The 16,188-nt window shown below is 61.8% G+C and carries 15 protein-coding genes; 9 read left to right on the top strand and 6 right to left on the bottom strand.

Annotation, left to right across the window (positions count from 1 at the left end; all coding sequences use genetic code 11):
- Window positions 1–123: 123 nt before the first annotated feature.
- Entirely contained in the window at window positions 124–2,031 is a 1,908-nt protein-coding gene (locus tag RGM2987_RS22370; RefSeq protein ID WP_245144984.1) for an alkaline phosphatase D family protein, read from the bottom strand.
- A 236-nt stretch (window positions 2,032–2,267) separates the two neighbouring features.
- On the bottom strand, window positions 2,268–3,263 hold the full coding sequence (locus tag RGM2987_RS22365; protein ID WP_245144983.1) for a TRAP transporter substrate-binding protein: 996 nt from the start codon (window positions 3,261–3,263) through the stop codon (window positions 2,268–2,270).
- 376 nt (window positions 3,264–3,639) lie between these two features.
- On the opposite strand from RGM2987_RS22365, the gene RGM2987_RS22360 reads away from it, so the two are divergent.
- The 7 genes from RGM2987_RS22360 (at window position 3,640) to RGM2987_RS22330 (ending at window position 10,955) form a co-directional block, all read left to right on the top strand.
- Complete coding sequence (locus tag RGM2987_RS22360) at window positions 3,640–4,794, top strand: mandelate racemase family protein (RefSeq protein ID WP_245144982.1); 1,155 nt, start codon at window positions 3,640–3,642, stop codon at window positions 4,792–4,794.
- Window positions 4,795–4,865: 71 nt separating this feature from the next.
- The gene (locus tag RGM2987_RS22355) at window positions 4,866–6,488 is read left to right on the top strand and encodes an ABC transporter substrate-binding protein (protein ID WP_245144981.1); all 1,623 of its coding nucleotides are present in this window, start codon (window positions 4,866–4,868) and stop codon (window positions 6,486–6,488) included.
- A 34-nt stretch (window positions 6,489–6,522) separates the two neighbouring features.
- The gene (locus RGM2987_RS22350) at window positions 6,523–7,563 is read left to right on the top strand and encodes an ABC transporter permease (protein WP_245144980.1); all 1,041 of its coding nucleotides are present in this window, start codon (window positions 6,523–6,525) and stop codon (window positions 7,561–7,563) included.
- A complete protein-coding gene (locus tag RGM2987_RS22345) occupies window positions 7,560–8,468 on the top strand; it encodes an ABC transporter permease (protein ID WP_245144979.1) in 909 nt (302 codons plus the stop codon). The genes RGM2987_RS22350 and RGM2987_RS22345 overlap by 4 nt, the downstream gene beginning before the upstream one ends.
- Window positions 8,469–8,479: 11 nt before the next feature.
- Window positions 8,480–9,319 (top strand): ABC transporter ATP-binding protein, encoded by an 840-nt coding sequence (locus RGM2987_RS22340; RefSeq protein WP_245144978.1) that lies wholly within the window; start codon window positions 8,480–8,482, stop codon window positions 9,317–9,319.
- A 10-nt stretch (window positions 9,320–9,329) separates the two neighbouring features.
- On the top strand, window positions 9,330–10,097 hold the full coding sequence (locus RGM2987_RS22335) for an ABC transporter ATP-binding protein (protein ID WP_245144977.1): 768 nt from the start codon (window positions 9,330–9,332) through the stop codon (window positions 10,095–10,097).
- A gap of 135 nt (window positions 10,098–10,232) precedes the next feature.
- The gene (locus tag RGM2987_RS22330; RefSeq protein WP_245144976.1) at window positions 10,233–10,955 is read left to right on the top strand and encodes an oligogalacturonate-specific porin KdgM family protein; all 723 of its coding nucleotides are present in this window, start codon (window positions 10,233–10,235) and stop codon (window positions 10,953–10,955) included.
- Between the two features lie 211 nt (window positions 10,956–11,166).
- Here the strand turns inward: RGM2987_RS22330 and RGM2987_RS22325 are convergent, their stop codons facing one another.
- A complete protein-coding gene (locus RGM2987_RS22325) occupies window positions 11,167–11,910 on the bottom strand; it encodes a FadR/GntR family transcriptional regulator (RefSeq protein WP_245144975.1) in 744 nt (247 codons plus the stop codon).
- Between the two features lie 97 nt (window positions 11,911–12,007).
- Here RGM2987_RS22325 and RGM2987_RS22320 point away from each other — a divergent pair, with 97 nt between their 5' ends.
- Complete coding sequence (locus tag RGM2987_RS22320; RefSeq protein WP_245144974.1) at window positions 12,008–12,718, top strand: FadR/GntR family transcriptional regulator; 711 nt, start codon at window positions 12,008–12,010, stop codon at window positions 12,716–12,718.
- 140 nt (window positions 12,719–12,858) lie between these two features.
- Here RGM2987_RS22320 and RGM2987_RS22315 read toward each other — a convergent pair whose 3' ends face one another.
- A complete protein-coding gene (locus RGM2987_RS22315; protein ID WP_245144973.1) occupies window positions 12,859–13,275 on the bottom strand; it encodes a VOC family protein in 417 nt (138 codons plus the stop codon).
- 176 nt (window positions 13,276–13,451) lie between these two features.
- Window positions 13,452–13,877, bottom strand: coding sequence for an EamA family transporter (locus tag RGM2987_RS22310; RefSeq protein WP_245144972.1), 426 nt, complete (start codon window positions 13,875–13,877; stop codon window positions 13,452–13,454).
- 199 nt (window positions 13,878–14,076) lie between these two features.
- Here RGM2987_RS22310 and RGM2987_RS22305 point away from each other — a divergent pair, with 199 nt between their 5' ends.
- Window positions 14,077–14,622, top strand: coding sequence for a DUF4256 domain-containing protein (locus tag RGM2987_RS22305; protein ID WP_245144971.1), 546 nt, complete (start codon window positions 14,077–14,079; stop codon window positions 14,620–14,622).
- A gap of 24 nt (window positions 14,623–14,646) precedes the next feature.
- Here RGM2987_RS22305 and RGM2987_RS22300 read toward each other — a convergent pair whose 3' ends face one another.
- Window positions 14,647–16,149 (bottom strand): hypothetical protein, encoded by a 1,503-nt coding sequence (locus RGM2987_RS22300; RefSeq protein ID WP_245144970.1) that lies wholly within the window; start codon window positions 16,147–16,149, stop codon window positions 14,647–14,649.
- Window positions 16,150–16,188 lie beyond the last annotated feature (39 nt).

The following is a 16,188-nucleotide window of genomic DNA, read 5'->3' as shown; positions in this document are numbered from 1 at the left end:
CTATGCGCTTACCCCCCTGTGGGAGCGGGCTTGCTCGCGAAGACGTCGGCACATTCAGCAAAGATGCAAGTTGATCCACCGCTTTCGCGAGCAAGCCCGCTCCCACAGTTGCCACCGCGGTTCTCAGGGTTGGGATGGTTTGGGCGGCAACATCCGCGTCGGTGGTTTGCCGTTGGCGTTGTGTTGGTAGATCTGCGCTGGCTGGCCCTGTTCGTTGAAGAACACCTGGCCAATCCCCGCGCTGTTCCACAGGCGCTCGCCGGCTTTGGCGTGTTCCGGGGTGTGGGGAATGATGCGCATGCTGCGGCGTTTGGTGAACCAGTTCAGGGGCGAGCGAGGGGAATAGAGCCAGCGGTTCAGGCGGTCGAACCATTCCAGCAGTGCCGGCGGGAATTCGTTCTTGATGCCGCTGCTGGTGATCTGCCAGAGGCGCGGGCCGCCCTTGCGGTGTGGGATCAACACCTCGTAAACGAAGGAATAATGCACATCCCCAGACAGCACCACGTAATTACCCGGTGTACGCGAATGTCGGAAAATGTTCAGGATCACCTGGGCCGCACCGCGATGGGCCATCCAGTTTTCCGCATCCACCAGCAGCGGATAGCCGCACCAGCTGAACACCCGCTGCACGGTCTCGATCAGCTTCACGCCGAAGATAGGTGCTGGCGAGACGATGATCGCCGACGGATGATCCAGCAGCTCCTGCTGCAGTTCGCTCAGGGCTTCCCAATCCAGCAGGCCGGAAGGCTGCTTGAGGTTGTTCTCGCTGCGCCAGCGGCGGGTGCGGGTGTCGAGCACGACCAGGGCTGGCGTGCTCGGCAGCACGTAATGCCATTGCTGAAAACCCAGCAGCGTGTCGATCAGTTTGTCTTGCGGTGCGCTGTCGAGGTAACGGTCCTGGGCCGTTTCGCTCAACGCCTGGGTTTGCTCAATCACGCCACTGAAGGCGTCCGGGTTGTTGCCCCAGCCCTGGCAAAGCATATAGGCAATCAGGGCATTGCCAATGATGCGCTTGGAGAACGGATGACCGTAGGCCGTTTCCTCCCACTGGGCGGATAAATTCCAGTCGTCGGTGATGTCGTGATCGTCAAAGATCATCAGGCACGACAAGTGCGCAAACACCCGCGCCACGCCGCCCAACCCGGTCTTGAAGGCGTCGATGCGTTGCTGTTCCAGCTCGTAGCGCTGGCGTCGCTCGACAGTCAGTTCCGGTGGCTGCACTTCGATCAACGTCCATGGCACCGGCGACCACACCAACAGGTACATCGCCATGACTTCGGCGAACGTCACCAGGTGATTGTCGGCACTGCTGCTGGTGAAAATCGGCTTGCGCGCACCGCCGAAAAATCGCTCGCGCAGGGTTTCGTTGCTCTCAAGCGCCGGTAACAAATCGGCGCGGTGATAGTAACTGGCCGGGTGTTGATAGAGCCTGGCGCTGTCTTCCACCACTGCACCGTCCAGGTATTCCTCGAACAGGCCCAGGCGCTCGATCAAGGCATGGATTGCTCGCAACATGGGGCCCGCGACATCGTCGGCATACACCTGGTCGCCACTCATCATCAGCAAGGCCGGTCGTTGCGCCGGGTCTTGTGCCAACAGGCGGTCGACGCAGAGCAGGCCGTCATTGGCCGGGTAATGCGGTTTGCGGCAAGAGCCGTGGACCAGTTGCTCGATGCGCGAGTGCAGCATGAAGCAGGGATGCTGCGTCTCGTTGTACAACAGATGCGGCGCCCAGTCGGCAATGGGTGCACCGTCCACCCGCAGGTCATAGCCGATCACCACATCCTCGGGCAGCGGCGTGTCGAGTTGCACATCGATCAGATGTACAAACGCCCGTTGCCCAACCGGCACCACGCTGCAGCGCGTCGTATCCAGCGCAATGTCGCCCACACCTTCTACCCACAGCGTCATCGCCAGCGGCCGGGTGCCCACCAGCCACATCACCAGCCGCGCAGCTTCCAGCCGCCGCAACAGCGGGCCGACCAGGACGGGGGGCAAGGCAGGGGTGGCGTTGGGTGTGGACGACGACATTTGCGGGTAAAGCTCTGTTCGGGATGAGGCGGGGATCATAGCGCAATGTGCCTGGCGTCTGGGTCAGGCAAGGTGTTGCGCTTTTTGTGGCGAGGGAGCTTGCTCCCGCTGGGGTGCGAAGCGCCCCTGGGAAGAACCTGACACTACGTTGCGTCAGGTCAGCCATTGGGGCTGCTGCGCAGCCCAGCGGGAGCAAGCTCCCTCGCCACGGGGTTGAGTTCAGGTAGTTGATATCATCATTGGCCCGTGTTGGACGCTTGCGCAGCCTTGATCAGCTCCGGCCCGATCACCTGTTCAAACTTCGCCCACACCGGCTTCATCTGGTCGCGCCAGGCGTTGCGTTCTTCAGGCGTGAGTTCAATGATTTCGGTGCTTTTGGCATCCAGCACCAGTTGCCGGTCCTTCTGGTTCAGGCGCAGCGCTTCGTTGTTCGCATGGGCCGTGGCCTCGACGACGATTTTTTCCAGCTCGGTCCGGATATCCGGTGGCAGGCCGTTCCAGAAGTCCGAGGTGGTGATCAGCATGTAGTCAAGGATGCCGTGGTTGGTCTCGGTGACGTATTTCTGCACTTCATTGAGCTTCTGGTCGTAGAAGTTCGAGTAAGGATTCTCCGTACCGTTGACCACGCCGGTACGCAGGGCCTGGTACACCACCGAAAAAATCATCGGCTGCGCCTTGGCCCCCACTGCGTTGAACTGTTCCTCCAGCACTGCAGACGTCTGAATCCGAAAGTTCAAGCCGCGGGCGTCCTCGGGCTTGCGCAGAGGCCGGTTGGCCGACAGCTGCTTCATGCCGTTGTGCCAATAGGCCAGGCCGGTGATGTTCTTGCTCTCCATGGACTTGAGCAGTTTCTGACCTTCGGGACCCTGCTGGAAACGGTCCACTGCGCCGATGTCATCGAACAGGAACGGCAGGTCGAACAACTGGACCGTCTTGGTGTACTGCTCGAACTTGGCCAGCGACCGCGCGATGATCTGCACGTCCCCCAGCAGCAATGCCTCCATTTCCTTGTCGTCGCCATACAGGGTCGAATTCGGATACACCTCGACCTTCACCCGTCCCGGCAGTCGTTCTTCCACCAGCTTCTTGAACATCAACGCGCCCTGGCCCTTGGGCGTCTGCTCACCGACCACATGGGAGAACTTGATGACGATCGGCTCCTCCGCCAGGGCAGTGCCCAGTGCACTCAAGGCCAGCAGACAAATGAACGTTTTGCACAGACGTTTAAGCATTGCGAGGTTCCCTTTGCGTTCTTGTTAGGCGTGCGGGTGTTTCACCGGCGAGACAGCTGCAAGTCTAGGAGAGAACTGCCGTTTGCGCTGACGACGGTGCGTTTCCCATCCCCGTTCAGACAGGCTGTTATCGCCTACAGGCTGGGCCTGATCAGCAGATTGCTGCGCTTCGTTGCCCTGTGCGAAGTCATCCAGAGTGACGCGTTGTGGTATGACGACATTTTTAGTGGTTATGTCAGTGTTTTGGGGATGGCTCCTGTATTTCTGATTATTTATTGAATTTTCCGTTGACAGTCTGGCGGAAACGTCAGAATAATCGGCGCATGTTGTATGACGACATACAAATTTTAATAACAAGATACGGTGCTCCCCTCCTATGAGAATCACAGGCGTTCACGTCGACATCTTTTCCACCCCTTCGCGCCGCGCCCAGGACAGCGCCGGTCATGCCCACCCCGGCGATGAGGTCATGATCAAGATGGCGCTGTTGCGCATCGGTTGCGACGATGGCAGCGAGGGGTATGCCTTCGGACCGCCTGAATTGATCCGCCCACACATCATCGAATCCTTCGTGCGCAAGGTGCTGATCGGGCGCGATCCAATGGATCGGGAGAGCATCTGGCAGGACCTGGCGCACTGGCAGCGTGGCAGTGCCGGGCAGTTCACTGATCGGGCGTTGGCGCTGGTGGAGCAAGCTCTGTGGGACCTGGCCGGGCGCAAGCTCAAGCTGCCGGTGCACAAGTTGATTGGCGGTTACCGCGACAAGGTCCCGGCCTACGGTTCGACCATGTGCGGCGACGATCTGCCGGGCGGGTTGTCCACACCGGATGAGTACGGCCAGTTCGCGGAGAAGCTGGTCCAGCGCGGCTACAAGGCGATCAAACTGCACACCTGGATGCCGCCGATTTCCTTCGCGCCGAACCCCCGGATGGACATCCAGGCCTGCGCCGCCGTGCGTGAGGCGGTGGGGCCGGATATCGCGCTGATGCTCGACGGTTATCACTGGTACAGCCGCATGGACGCGCTGACCATCGGCAAGGCGCTGCAGGAATTGAATTTCGCCTGGTTCGAAGAACCGATGATGGAAGACTCGGCGGAATCCTACGCGTGGCTGGCGGCCAACCTGGACATACCGGTGCTGGGCCCGGAGAGTATCGCCGGCAAGTTCCACAGCCGCGCCAGCTGGGTGACCCAGAAATCTTGTGACATATTGCGCGCCGGCGTGGCCGGGGTCGGTGGCATCGGCCCGTGCCTGAAGGTGGCACATCTAGCCGAGTCGTTCGGCATGGACTGCGAGGTGCACGGCAACGGCGCGGCGAACCTGGCGGTGGTCGGTGCGATCAGCAATTGCCGCTGGTACGAGCGCGGCCTGCTGCACCCGTTCCTCGACTACGAAGAAGTGCCGGCGCACCTCAACAGCCTTGTCGACCCCATGGACGCCGACGGTTTTGTGCACCTCTCGGATCGCCCCGGTTTGGGCGAGGACATCAACTTCGCGTACATCGAGGCGAACACCGTGTCCCGACATTGAGCCTGCGCCCCGTCCGGGGTCGATAGTGGCCCGGACGACAAGTCTTTATAAATATAAGAAAGGACTGAACCATGAATCTCTGGCCCAAGCGCCTGATACGGCTGCTGTGTGTCACCGCGGCCCTGTGCACGATGCCGGTGCCCGTCAGCCTGGCTCAAGGCGAAACGCCCCCCGACCAACTGGTGGTGGGCATGAGCATGATCAATCTGCTGTCCCTGGACCCTGCCGCCGCGACGGGGCTGGAAGTCGCCGAAGTCAACGCCAACGTCTATGACATGCTCCTGGAGCAGGACGCGGCGCAGCCGGACACGCTGGTCCCGGCCCTGGCGAAAAGCTGGGACATCAGCCCCGACCGCCTGCGCCTGACCTTCCAGTTGCGCGATGACGTGCGTTTCCACTCCGGTGCGCCGCTCACCGCCCAGGACGTCGCCTGGTCGTTGCAGCGCGTGGTCACCCTCAACCGCGCCCTGGCGTCCACCTGGAAAGCCTACGGCTTCAGTGCCGACAACGTCGCCCGGCTGATGCGCGCCGAAGGGCCGCACACCTTTGTCATGGAATTGCCCCGCAGCACCGATCCGATGCTGGTGCTCAACACCCTGGCGACGTCCCCCAGCGCGTTCATCATCGACCGCAGCGTCGCGTTGCAGCATCAGGTCGGTGACGATCAGGGGGCGGCGTGGCTGGCGACTCATGCGGCCGGGTCCGGTGCGTTCAGGCTCGACATCTGGCGTGCCAACGACGTGATCCTGATGAGTCGCAACGACGACTACTGGCGCGGTGCGGCGAAGTTGCGCCGGGTGATCATGCGCAACATGACCGAGTCCCAGGCGCTGCGCCTGATGGTCGAGCGTGGTGACCTGGACGTTGCCCGCGGCATGGCGGCCACCGACATCAAGGCGCTGGGCAAGGTCGATGCGGTGCGCATCCAGAGCATCGCCCGCGGCACCCTGTACTACGTGGCGATGAGCATGCAGCAGCCGCTGTTCCAGGACGTCCGGGTGCGCCAGGCCATCCGCCTGTTGATCGATTACCAAGGCATCAACGAAGTGGTGATGCCGCATTACGGCGTGCTCAATCAACGACCGTTGCAACTGGGGCTGCCGGCACGCCTGCCAGACCCCGGTTATCGCCTGGACGTGGCCGAGGCCAAGCGCCTGCTGGCAGCGGCCGGGCATGCGCAAGGTTTCAAGGTCAGCATCCGCTCGCTCACCGACCCGCCCTTCATCAACATCGCCACCAGCCTGCAAGCGACGCTGGCCCAGGCCGGTATCCAGGCGACGATCATCACCGGTACTGGCAACCAAATCTATGGAGCGATGCGCGACCGCCAATTCGACATCCTCGTCGGGCGCGGCGGTGGCGGGGCAGAGCGTCATCCCCATTCCAGCCTGCGCGCCCTGGTGTACAACCCGGACAACCGCACCGAGGCCAAGCTGAGCAACTTTCAGGGCTGGCGCACGTCGTTCTTCGACCCGCAGCTCAATCAGTTGATCGAGCAGGCCGAACGCGAGCGCGACCCCGAGCGCCAGCGTGAACTCTACGGGCAGATCCAGACCCGGTACGACCAGCAAGCCGGGGCCATCATGCCGGTCTCACAGATGGTGGATGAAGTGGTGACCCACGCGGACGTGCGCAACTACATCGGCCACACCGCCGCCACCACGCGTCTTCGGGACGTCTACAAGCAGCGCTGAATCGACGGCCAAAAAGGCCAAGGCAGGAATGAATATGTCGACTGCATCCTTTTCAATCTGGACCACCCGGGCCGCTTCGGCGACCCGGCGCAGCGGCTCGGTGGCGGTCACGCTGCTGGGGTTGCTGCTGCTGACCTTTTTCATTGGCAGGGTGATGCCCCTGGACCCGGTGCTGGCGATCGTCGGCCCCGACGCCGATGCCTCGGCCTACGCCCAGGTGTACCAGGAACTGGGCCTGGACAAACCGCTGTGGAGCCAGTTCGCGATCTACCTTGGCGACCTGCTCCAGGGGGATTTCGGCATGGCCTTGTTGACCGGCAACCCGGTCATCACCGACATCGCCCGGGTGTTCCCGGCCACCCTCGAACTGGCAACCCTCGCGATCCTGTTCGGTGTGCTGGCGGGCTTGCCACTGGGCGTCTACGCCGCGACGCATAAGGGCCGTGCCGGTGACCACGTTGCCCGCCTGATCACCTTGTTCGGTTACTCCACGCCGATTTTCTGGATCGGCATGATGGCCTTCCTGGTGTTCTACGCCTGGCTGGGTTGGGCCGGTGGCGTCGGGCGGATCGGCCTGGCCTACGACGGGCTGATCCCCAGGCATACCGGTCTGCTGTTGATCGACACCGCCTGGTCCGGCGAGTGGGAGGCCTTTCGCAGTGCGCTGCGGCACATCCTGTTGCCGGCGGTGATCCTGAGCTTCAACTCGGTGGCCTACATCAGTCGCATGACCCGCAGTTTCATGCTCGAGCAGTTGTCCCAGGAATACATCATCACCGCCCGGGTCAAGGGGCTGTCCCAACGGCGGATCGTCTGGGGGCATGCCTTCGGCAACATCCGCGTGCAACTGCTGACCATCGTCGCGCTGGCCTACGGCGGCCTGCTGGAAGGCGCGGTGCTGATCGAAACCGTGTTCGCCTGGCCGGGCTTCGGCCAATACCTGACCAGCAGCCTGCTGCTGGGCGACATGAACGCGGTGATGGCCTGCGTGCTGTTGATCGGCCTCATCTTCGTGACGCTGAACCTGATCAGCGATGCGCTGTACAAGATCTTCGACCCGAGGACTCGCACATGAACCTGCCCCTTGCTTCCAGCGCAGCCGGCGATACCGCGCTGCCCGCTTCAAGCGTCGCGGCACTGGCCGCCAGCACCTTGCGCCTGCTGCGATTTCTGCTGCGCAACCCGATGACCTTCGTCGGTCTGATTGTCGTTTCGACCTTGATCCTGGTGGCCGCCATCGCACCGTGGATTGCCGGTCACGACCCGCTGTTGCAGAACCTCGCCGGGGCCTTGCAGGCACCCAGCAGCGTGCATTGGTTCGGCACCGATGAGTACGGTCGGGATGTCTTCGCCCGGCTGGTCTACGGCTCGCGCATCACCTTGTACATCGTCTTGCTGGTGACCGTTATCGTCGGCCCCATCGGCCTGCTGGTCGGGACCGTTTCCGGTTACTTCGGCGGTTGGGTCGACAACCTGTTCATGCGCATCACCGACATCTTCATCTCGTTCCCCAGCCTGGTCCTGGCGCTGGCCTTCATCGCGGCCCTCGGCCCGGGCCTGGAGCACGCGGTGATCGCCATCGCACTGACCGCCTGGCCGCCGATTGCCCGTCTGGCGCGGGCCGAAACCCTGCCGTTGCGCAACGCCGATTTCGTGGTGGCGGTGCAGCTCCAGGGCGCATCGAGCACCCGCATCATCCTGCGCCATATCATCCCGATGTGCCTGTCGTCGGTGATCATCCGCCTGACCATGAACATGGCGAGCATCATCCTCACCGCCGCCGCCCTGGGCTTTCTCGGCCTCGGTGCCCAGGCACCGCTGCCGGAGTGGGGCGCGATGATTTCCACCGGACGGCGCTACATGCTTGAAAGCTGGTGGCTGGTGGCCGCGCCAGGCGTGGCGATCATGCTGGTCAGCCTGGCCTTCAACCTGCTGGGCGACGGCTTGCGTGACGTCCTCGATCCGCGCAGCCAATCCTGAGGAGCAACCCCATGACTGAGATAAAACTGGCGGTACAGGACCTGTGCGTGGAGTTTCGCAACGCCGGCAAAACGTCCCTGGCAGTGCGAGATGTGTCGTTCACCCTGGGCCGGGAAAAACTCGCCATCGTCGGTGAGTCCGGCTCCGGCAAATCCACCGTCGGCCGCAGCCTGCTACGCCTGCACCCGCCAACGGCACGAGTCACCGCCAAGACCCTGCGCTTTGCCGACATCGACCTGTTGGCCGCCAGCGAGAAGCAGATCCAGGCGATCCGTGGCGCACGCATGTCGATGATCATGCAGGACCCCAAATACTCGCTGAACCCGGTGGTGCGGGTCGGCGAGCAGATTGCCGAGGCGTACCTGGCCCATCACAAGGTGCCGCGTCGCGAAGCCCGCGAACGGGCCCTGGACATGCTCGCCAAGGTTCATATCCGCGACCCGCAGCGGGTCTATGACTTGTACCCGCACGAAGTCTCGGGCGGCATGGGCCAGCGGATCATGATCGCGATGATGGTGATCACCGATCCCCAGGTGATCATTGCCGACGAACCGACTTCGGCGTTGGACGTGTCGGTGCGCCGGCAGGTGCTCAACGTGTTGGAGGAGCTGGTCAGCGAGCGTGACCTGGGGCTGATTTTCATTAGCCATGACCTGAACCTGGTGCGGCATTTCTGCGACCGCGTGCTGGTGATGTACGCCGGCCGCGTGGTCGAGTCGATTGCCGCCGCCGACCTGGACCAGGCTGCTCACCCCTACACCCGTGGCCTGCTGGCCGCACTGCCCAGCCTGGACCATCCGCGTGCCACCTTGCCGGTGCTGCAGCGTGACCCACTTTGGTTGAATGCTTGAGGAGCCTGTCATGAGCATGATTGAAATCGCCGGCCTTAACCTCAGTTTTGGCACCGGCGCGGCACTGAACGCGGTATTGCATGACGTCGACCTGAGCGTGGCCGAGGGCGAGGCTTTCGGTCTGGTGGGAGAGTCGGGTTCGGGCAAGACCACGGTGCTGCGCTGCCTGGCCGGGCAGTACCAGCATTGGACCGGACAGCTGCGCATCGCCGGCCAGGCGGTGACCCGCAACCTGCCGCTGAACCACTACCGCACGGTGCAGATGGTGTTCCAGGACCCGTACGCATCCTTGCATCCACGCTACACCGTCGACGCCGCGCTGCAAGAGCCGCTGCGCATCCATGGGATCGACGGGCGCGGGCAGAAGGTCAGCGAGATCCTGCGCAAGGTCGGTTTGAACGACAGCTTCCGCTTCCGTTATCCGCATCAGTTGTCTGGGGGGCAGCGCCAGCGCGTGGCAATCGCCCGTGCGTTGATCCTGCGGCCACGGGTGCTGTTGCTGGATGAACCGACCTCGGCGCTGGACGTCTCGGTCCAGGCGGAAATCCTCAACTTGCTAGCCGACCTGCGCCGCCAGGAAGGGCTGACTTACCTGATGGTCACCCACGATCTGGCAGTGGTCGCGCATTTGTGCGACCGGCTGGCAGTGATGCAGCAGGGCAGGGTGGTAGAGACGCTCGACAGTTGTTTGTTGGCGAGCGACGGAGCAACGCACGCCTATACCCGTTTGCTGGTACAGGCCAGCCGCGACATACAGCGCGTCCCCATAGCGGTCTGACTCACGCTTCAACCCGGTTGTCATTGTTTTAACCCGCAGAAGACGTTGAAGCCGCAGTTTCAATGCCGCGCCCGCGCTCGCCTGCGATTTGACGTTTCACCCAACTAACCCCTTCAACTAACAAGAATAAAAAACATGAAAAAGACACTCGTATCCGTTGCTCTCGCTTCGTTGTTCGCTTCGTTCGTTGCCCAGGCCGATACCGGCTACATCAACGTCCGCCACCAATATGCGGAGCAAACCCGCATGCACGCAGACCGCGCCAAGTTCGGCATGCGACTGGACAATGGCGTGGGCTTGGAAGGCGAACTCAAATACAAGACCGGCGGTGATCGTGAGGACGTCGCCTTCGACAATACCGTCGGCGCCGGCCATGAGTTCACCGTCAACTATCAGCACAAGCTCAATGACCGCTGGACGCTGACGCCGTCGTTCGCCATGGAAAGCGACGAGGAATCCACGACTTACAAACTGGGTATGCGCCTGGGCTATCGCATCACCAAGGAACTGAGCATCGCCGGTCGCTACCGTTACGACTCCTCCAAGCTGGACCGCGACCAAGTCGACCGAGACGTGCCCCGGAACGGCAAGGACGATCAGAAAATCAATCGCTACGACGTCTACGTCAACTATGCGGACCAGGGGCCGTGGGCTTACGAGTATCAACTGACTTACTTTGATGCCGACTACATTCGCTATGACGGCGGTACTGACGACTATGAGCAGAATGTCGTGGTCAAGTACAAGTGGGATAAACGCTGGGCACCGTTCTTTGAAGTGGGCGATATCAAAGTCAACTCCGTGGACAATGATCGACAGCTGCGTTTGCGGGTTGGCATTCAGTACAACTTTTTCTAAGTTGCAAGAACAAGTTCCCACAGCCAGCACTGCTCATTCAAGGTCGGATAAGTCCGTGGCGAGGGAGCTTGCTCCCGCTGGACTGCGCAGCAGGCCCATTTTTGTGAGCGCTTCGCACTGGAACGCCAGCCCGGTCAAGCGGGAGCAAGCTCCCTCGCCACAATGAGCCAAGTGAGGCTTAGGTGAACGGCATTGCCAGAGGGGGCGGGGCCTATTCGTTGTAGAACGCCTGGCGTTGTTGGGTTTCGCGCAGGCGCATGCGGCTGTTGCTCAGGTGCAGGAACATCGCCGCCCGCGCTGCATCGACATTGCGGCTGGCGATTGCGTCGAAGATCTGCTGATGCTCGGCGTTGATCCCTTGCAGGTAAGCGCTGCGGTCACTCTGCCCGGAGTAGGCGGAGTTCATGCGGGTGCGCGGGATCAGCTTGGTGCCCAGGTGCTTCATGATGTCGATCAGGTAATAGTTGCCGGCGGCCTTGGCAATTTTCAGATGGAACTGGAAATCGGCATTGATTGTGGTGCCGGACTTTTCCGGCCCTTGCAGCAACGCCTCCAGTGCCTGGGCCAGCTCGGCCAGGGCTTCGGGCGTGGCGCGCTCGGCAGCCATGCCGGCAGCCTGGACTTCCAGGCTCAGGCGAAACTCCAGCAGGTTGAGCACATCCGACAGCGTGGCAATCGTCGCCGGCCCGAGGGTAAAGCCCTCGGGTGCCGGCATGTCCAGGACAAAGGTGCCGACCCCGTGCCGCGTCTCCACCAGCCCCGCCGCCTGCAAGCGCGACAGCGCCTCGCGCACCACCGAGCGGCTGACGCCTTCTGCCTCCATGATGTGCACTTCGGTGGGAAGTTTTTCGCCGCACTTGAGAATGCCGTCACGCATGCGCTGGGCAAAGCGGTCGACCAGGGTTTCGGCGAGGCGGCGCGGCTTGTTCAGTGGAGATAACGCTTGGTCCGTCATCGGCTTGCTCTAGTGTGATCAGCGGGCATTATAGTGCGTTTTGTCGTAAGGTCGCGGCTATAATGCCGCGATCGTCTGGCTTTAATGGATAGGTTCAATGGACCGTGTCACACCTGATCGACGCCTGAGCATGACCCAGCAACTGGTGGTCGACCTGACGCAACAGATACTGGCCGGCGAACTGCCTGCGGGCAGCAAGCTGCCCACCGAGCAGGTCATCATCAAGGAGCGCGGCGTCAGTCGGACAGTGGTTCGCGAGGCCATGTCGCGGCTTCAGGCCGAAGGCTTTGTGGAGACGCGCCATGGCATCGGCACCTTCGTGGTGGACACAGCGCGGCCGGGTGATTTCCAGGGCGAAAAACACGTCAAGGGCGGGGCGTATGACGCGTTGGCGGTGATTGAACTGCGCCTGAGCCTGGAAGTGGAAGCCGCCGGCATCGCCGCGCAACGGGCCACCTCGGAACAACTGCAGGCCATGCGCGAAGCGCTCGATGTAGCGAATGCACTTGATGCCTCGGACAGCGAAAGTGCGCGGAGGGATTTCGAATTCCATTTGCAAGTCGCCCAGTGCACCGGCAACAGCTTCTTTATCGATGCCATGACTCATGTGGGCAACACGCTGATCGCCGTGGTGCAACAGGCCGGGCCTGCGGTAACGGCTGAAAACCGTGCCCTGGTAATCCGCGAGCGCGAGCAGGTATATGCCGCGCTGGCACGGCGCGATGCCGAGGCGGCACGGGCGTCGATGCGCTTGCACCTGATCAATATGCTGCAACGGATCCGGAGCATGACTGAGCTGACGCCGTAACAGCCACCGCCCATCTCCTGTGGGAGCGGGCTTGCTCGCGAAGGCGGCGGCACATCCAACATTACCGCTCCAGGCAGGCCGCTATCGCGAGCAGGCTCGCTCCCACAGAGGCTTCTTTTGCAAGGCCTGCCAAGTAATGTTCAGGCCTCCACCGCCGGTCCCTTCAACTCAATCTGGTTATCATCCGGATCGAAACAATAGATCGACCACCCGTTGCCCTGGGCGCCGTATCGCATCTCGGCTTTCTCGGCGCTCAGGCCGTGCGCAGCCAGATGGGCCAGGATGGCTTGCTCGTCAAAAGGCTCAACGCGCAAGCAGAAATGATCGACATTGCGCCCCTGCCTACTGGCCGCCGCCCCACCCTGGCGCCCCAGCGGCCCCTCGACAGCCACCAGGTCAATCATCGATGCCCCGGTGCTGAGATGAAGCATCCCAAGGTCATCCCGGCGCTTCTTCAGTTCGCAACCGAGTACCGAGGTGTAGAACGTGAGACTGCGCTCCAGGTCTTTTACCCGCAGGACAATGTGATCGATGTGCTGGACTGTGAAGTTGCTCATACAAGTCTCCCGAGCTTGGCGGTCAGTGACTTCACAATAGCGGACAACGCAACAGTTTCGCCCCACCGACCAGCCGTAGCCACGCGAAACCTGAACAACTCTGTGGGAGCGGGCTTGCTCGCGAAGACGCCGGCCCGTCTACCACAGGTACCCAGGCCAGGTACGCTGCCCAAGCCTCACTGTTTCCTGGCAATAACCACCAACCCACCGACGATCAACGCCGCGCCGATGAGCGTGCGCACCGTGATCACCTCCCGCAGCACCACCCAGGCCAACAACATAGCGACGATGACGCTGCCCTTGTCGATCAATGCGACGGTTGCCACGTCACCGACTTTTAACGCCTTGTAATAGAAAATCCACGACAGCGCGGTGGTCACACCGGAGACGCCAAGCCACAACAGGTTCTGCTGACTGACCTGGGTGATCTGCTGAACCGGCACGGCCCAGGCGGCGAACAGCAACACGAACAGGCACACGAACAACGTGCGGACGGTCAGGCCAAGCTCCGCTGAAATCCCACTGAGGCCCATTTTGGCTATGACCGAGGTGAAGCCGGCGAAGAACATCGAGATGCAGGCGTAGATGACCCATTTTTCCATGGTCTGATTCTCTGGTTTAGCTGGCTGGAACAGATTTTTTCCACGCTATCAGTGTGGCTGATACCGTGCGGAAAAAAGTGGGTAAAGCGAGACAACCGATTTCAGTTGTGGCGAAAGAGATCCGACTACCGTTGCGCCAGCGCCCCGGCTTCGGACTGACTATCATTGATCCACCGATCACTCAGGGACGCCCCGTGCCATGAAAAAACAAGAACAGGAAAACCTCCTCCAAACCCTGAAAACCCGCTTCGAACAACACCCGCATCGCCATCCCGATCTTTCATGGGCCGACGTCCAGGCCCGGCTCGAAAACAACCCCACGGCCCTGAAATCCCTCCAGGCCATGGAAGCCACCGCAGGCGAGCCCGATGTCATCGCTCACGACAAGCAAACCGGTGTCATCACCTTCTGCGATTGCGCCAAGGAAAGCCCCTCCGGTCGTCGCAGCCTGTGTTACGACCGTGCGGCCCTGGATGCGCGCAAGGAGAACAAGCCGAAGGGCAGCGCCATCGAGATGGCCGAAGAGATGGGCATTGCGCTGCTGACGGAGGAGCAATACCGAGGGTTGCAGACGCTTGGCGAGTTCGATGCGAAGACCTCTAGCTGGCTGGCAACGCCTCCTGAACTTCGCGCCCTCGGCGGGGCGTTGTTCGGTGATTTCCGCTATGGCCGCACGTTCGTCTACCACAACGGCGTGCAGTCGTATTACGCGGCGAGGGGGTTTCGTGGCGTGCTGTGTGTTTGAGGCGGGCGTGGTGTAAAACTTCTCTCACTCAAAACCCAAAACCTCACCGCCCTTGGCCTCGACCATCTCGTCGAACCCCGGCAACCGCGCCACAAACTCGGTCTCGAACGCCAGATACCGATCCTGCGCCGGCAGGTAACGGATCTGCGGCTTGACCCGGGCGATGTCCTTGCTCGACAGCTTCAGTACTTCATGGCTGCACTGGTTCCAGAACCACGCCAGGGTATGGGCGCCGAAGGTGTTGGTCTGGTAATTCCACACCCACCAGTCGCCATGCCCGCGGGCGATGTGGAGCTGCCCGTGGAACGTGCGCATGGTGATGACTTGCTTGGGTTGGGTGACGAGCATGCGGGTGTCCTGGCGCACCTCGCTGCCGAAGCCGTCGAGCAGCGCCTGGGTCGTGGCGCCGGTGACGAAGTTGAAGCGCCAGGCCCGCAGCACGGTTTCGCGGAAGCCGGAATGCTCGAGGTTCTGTCGCCCGTCTTCGCTGAACAGCAAAATCTCATCGCCTCCCAGGTATGCAGTGGAGGCCCTGAGCTTGAAACCGTCGGCCGGCAACGGCTTGGCGACGCTGGCTTGATGCGGTGGGTCCATGGACCAGATCCAGCACTGCGGGCCGTTATCCTGCATGAACAGCAAACGGCGCGGGCCGATGGGCAGGATCGTCAGGTCGGATGGATGCTCGAAAATGACTTCGCTGGAATGCGCGGTGATTCGCCAGATCCGGGTTTTGTGCTCTGGCTGGTAGATGACCTGCCGCTCGAAGATTTCTCCATCCACCACCACGCAGGGCTGGTCAAACTCCGGCCACTCCATCTGCGCCGGGCCGAATTCCTGAATATCGTCACCTTGGCGCCGTTCGTAGCGATAGCGATCATCGGAACTGTAGGCACCGGATTTAACTCGCCGTCGCCACAGGCTGCCCAAGGCATTGGCGTCGATCAGCGCCAGGTCCGCGCCGTCCACGCCATCGGTGCGCTGTTCGAGCATGTCCTGTTCAGCGGGCGGCCACTGGTTGTAATCGATCAGGAAGCACAGCCACTGCTCCTCATCCTGCTCGGTGATCGCCGCCCAGCCGTTGCGGTAGTTGAAGTCATCGACATAGGTGGGGCCAGGATAGTCATGGGCTTCCTGTAGCCAGTTGAGCTTTTTGCGTTTCGGCTTGGCCGGTTTTCGCTCGGTGGCGGCAGGCTTCTGCGGCTCGATCCACTGCGCCGTGAACCCGTCGTCTTGCGCCTGCCAATACTGGGCAAACGCCTCGCGCTGATCGATCGGAACGATCACCGGCCAATAATCATCGCCGCCGGAATCCAGGTTCCACAGATCGAAGCCGTCCCGCGCCAACACGGTCGCCAACGCCTGGAAACAAATCTCGGGCATCTCATTGCAGAGCTCATCCAACAACGCCTCGAACGCCGCGCCGCTGAACGCCCCGAGGTCGGGATAGTAATGCCGCAACAGCCCAAGCAAGTCAGCGCCTGGCGTCTTCCAATCGATATGTACCAACGGATCAAACTGCGACTGCATGGCGCCTGCCTTCCCTGTGATTTCCTAAGCTGCGCCATC

Source organism: Pseudomonas sp. RGM2987 (assembly GCF_022952855.1).
Taxonomy (GTDB): Bacteria; Pseudomonadota; Gammaproteobacteria; order Pseudomonadales; family Pseudomonadaceae; genus Aquipseudomonas.
Note: the sequence above shows the minus strand (reverse complement) of the source record. Positions and strands in the feature narration are given on the sequence as shown.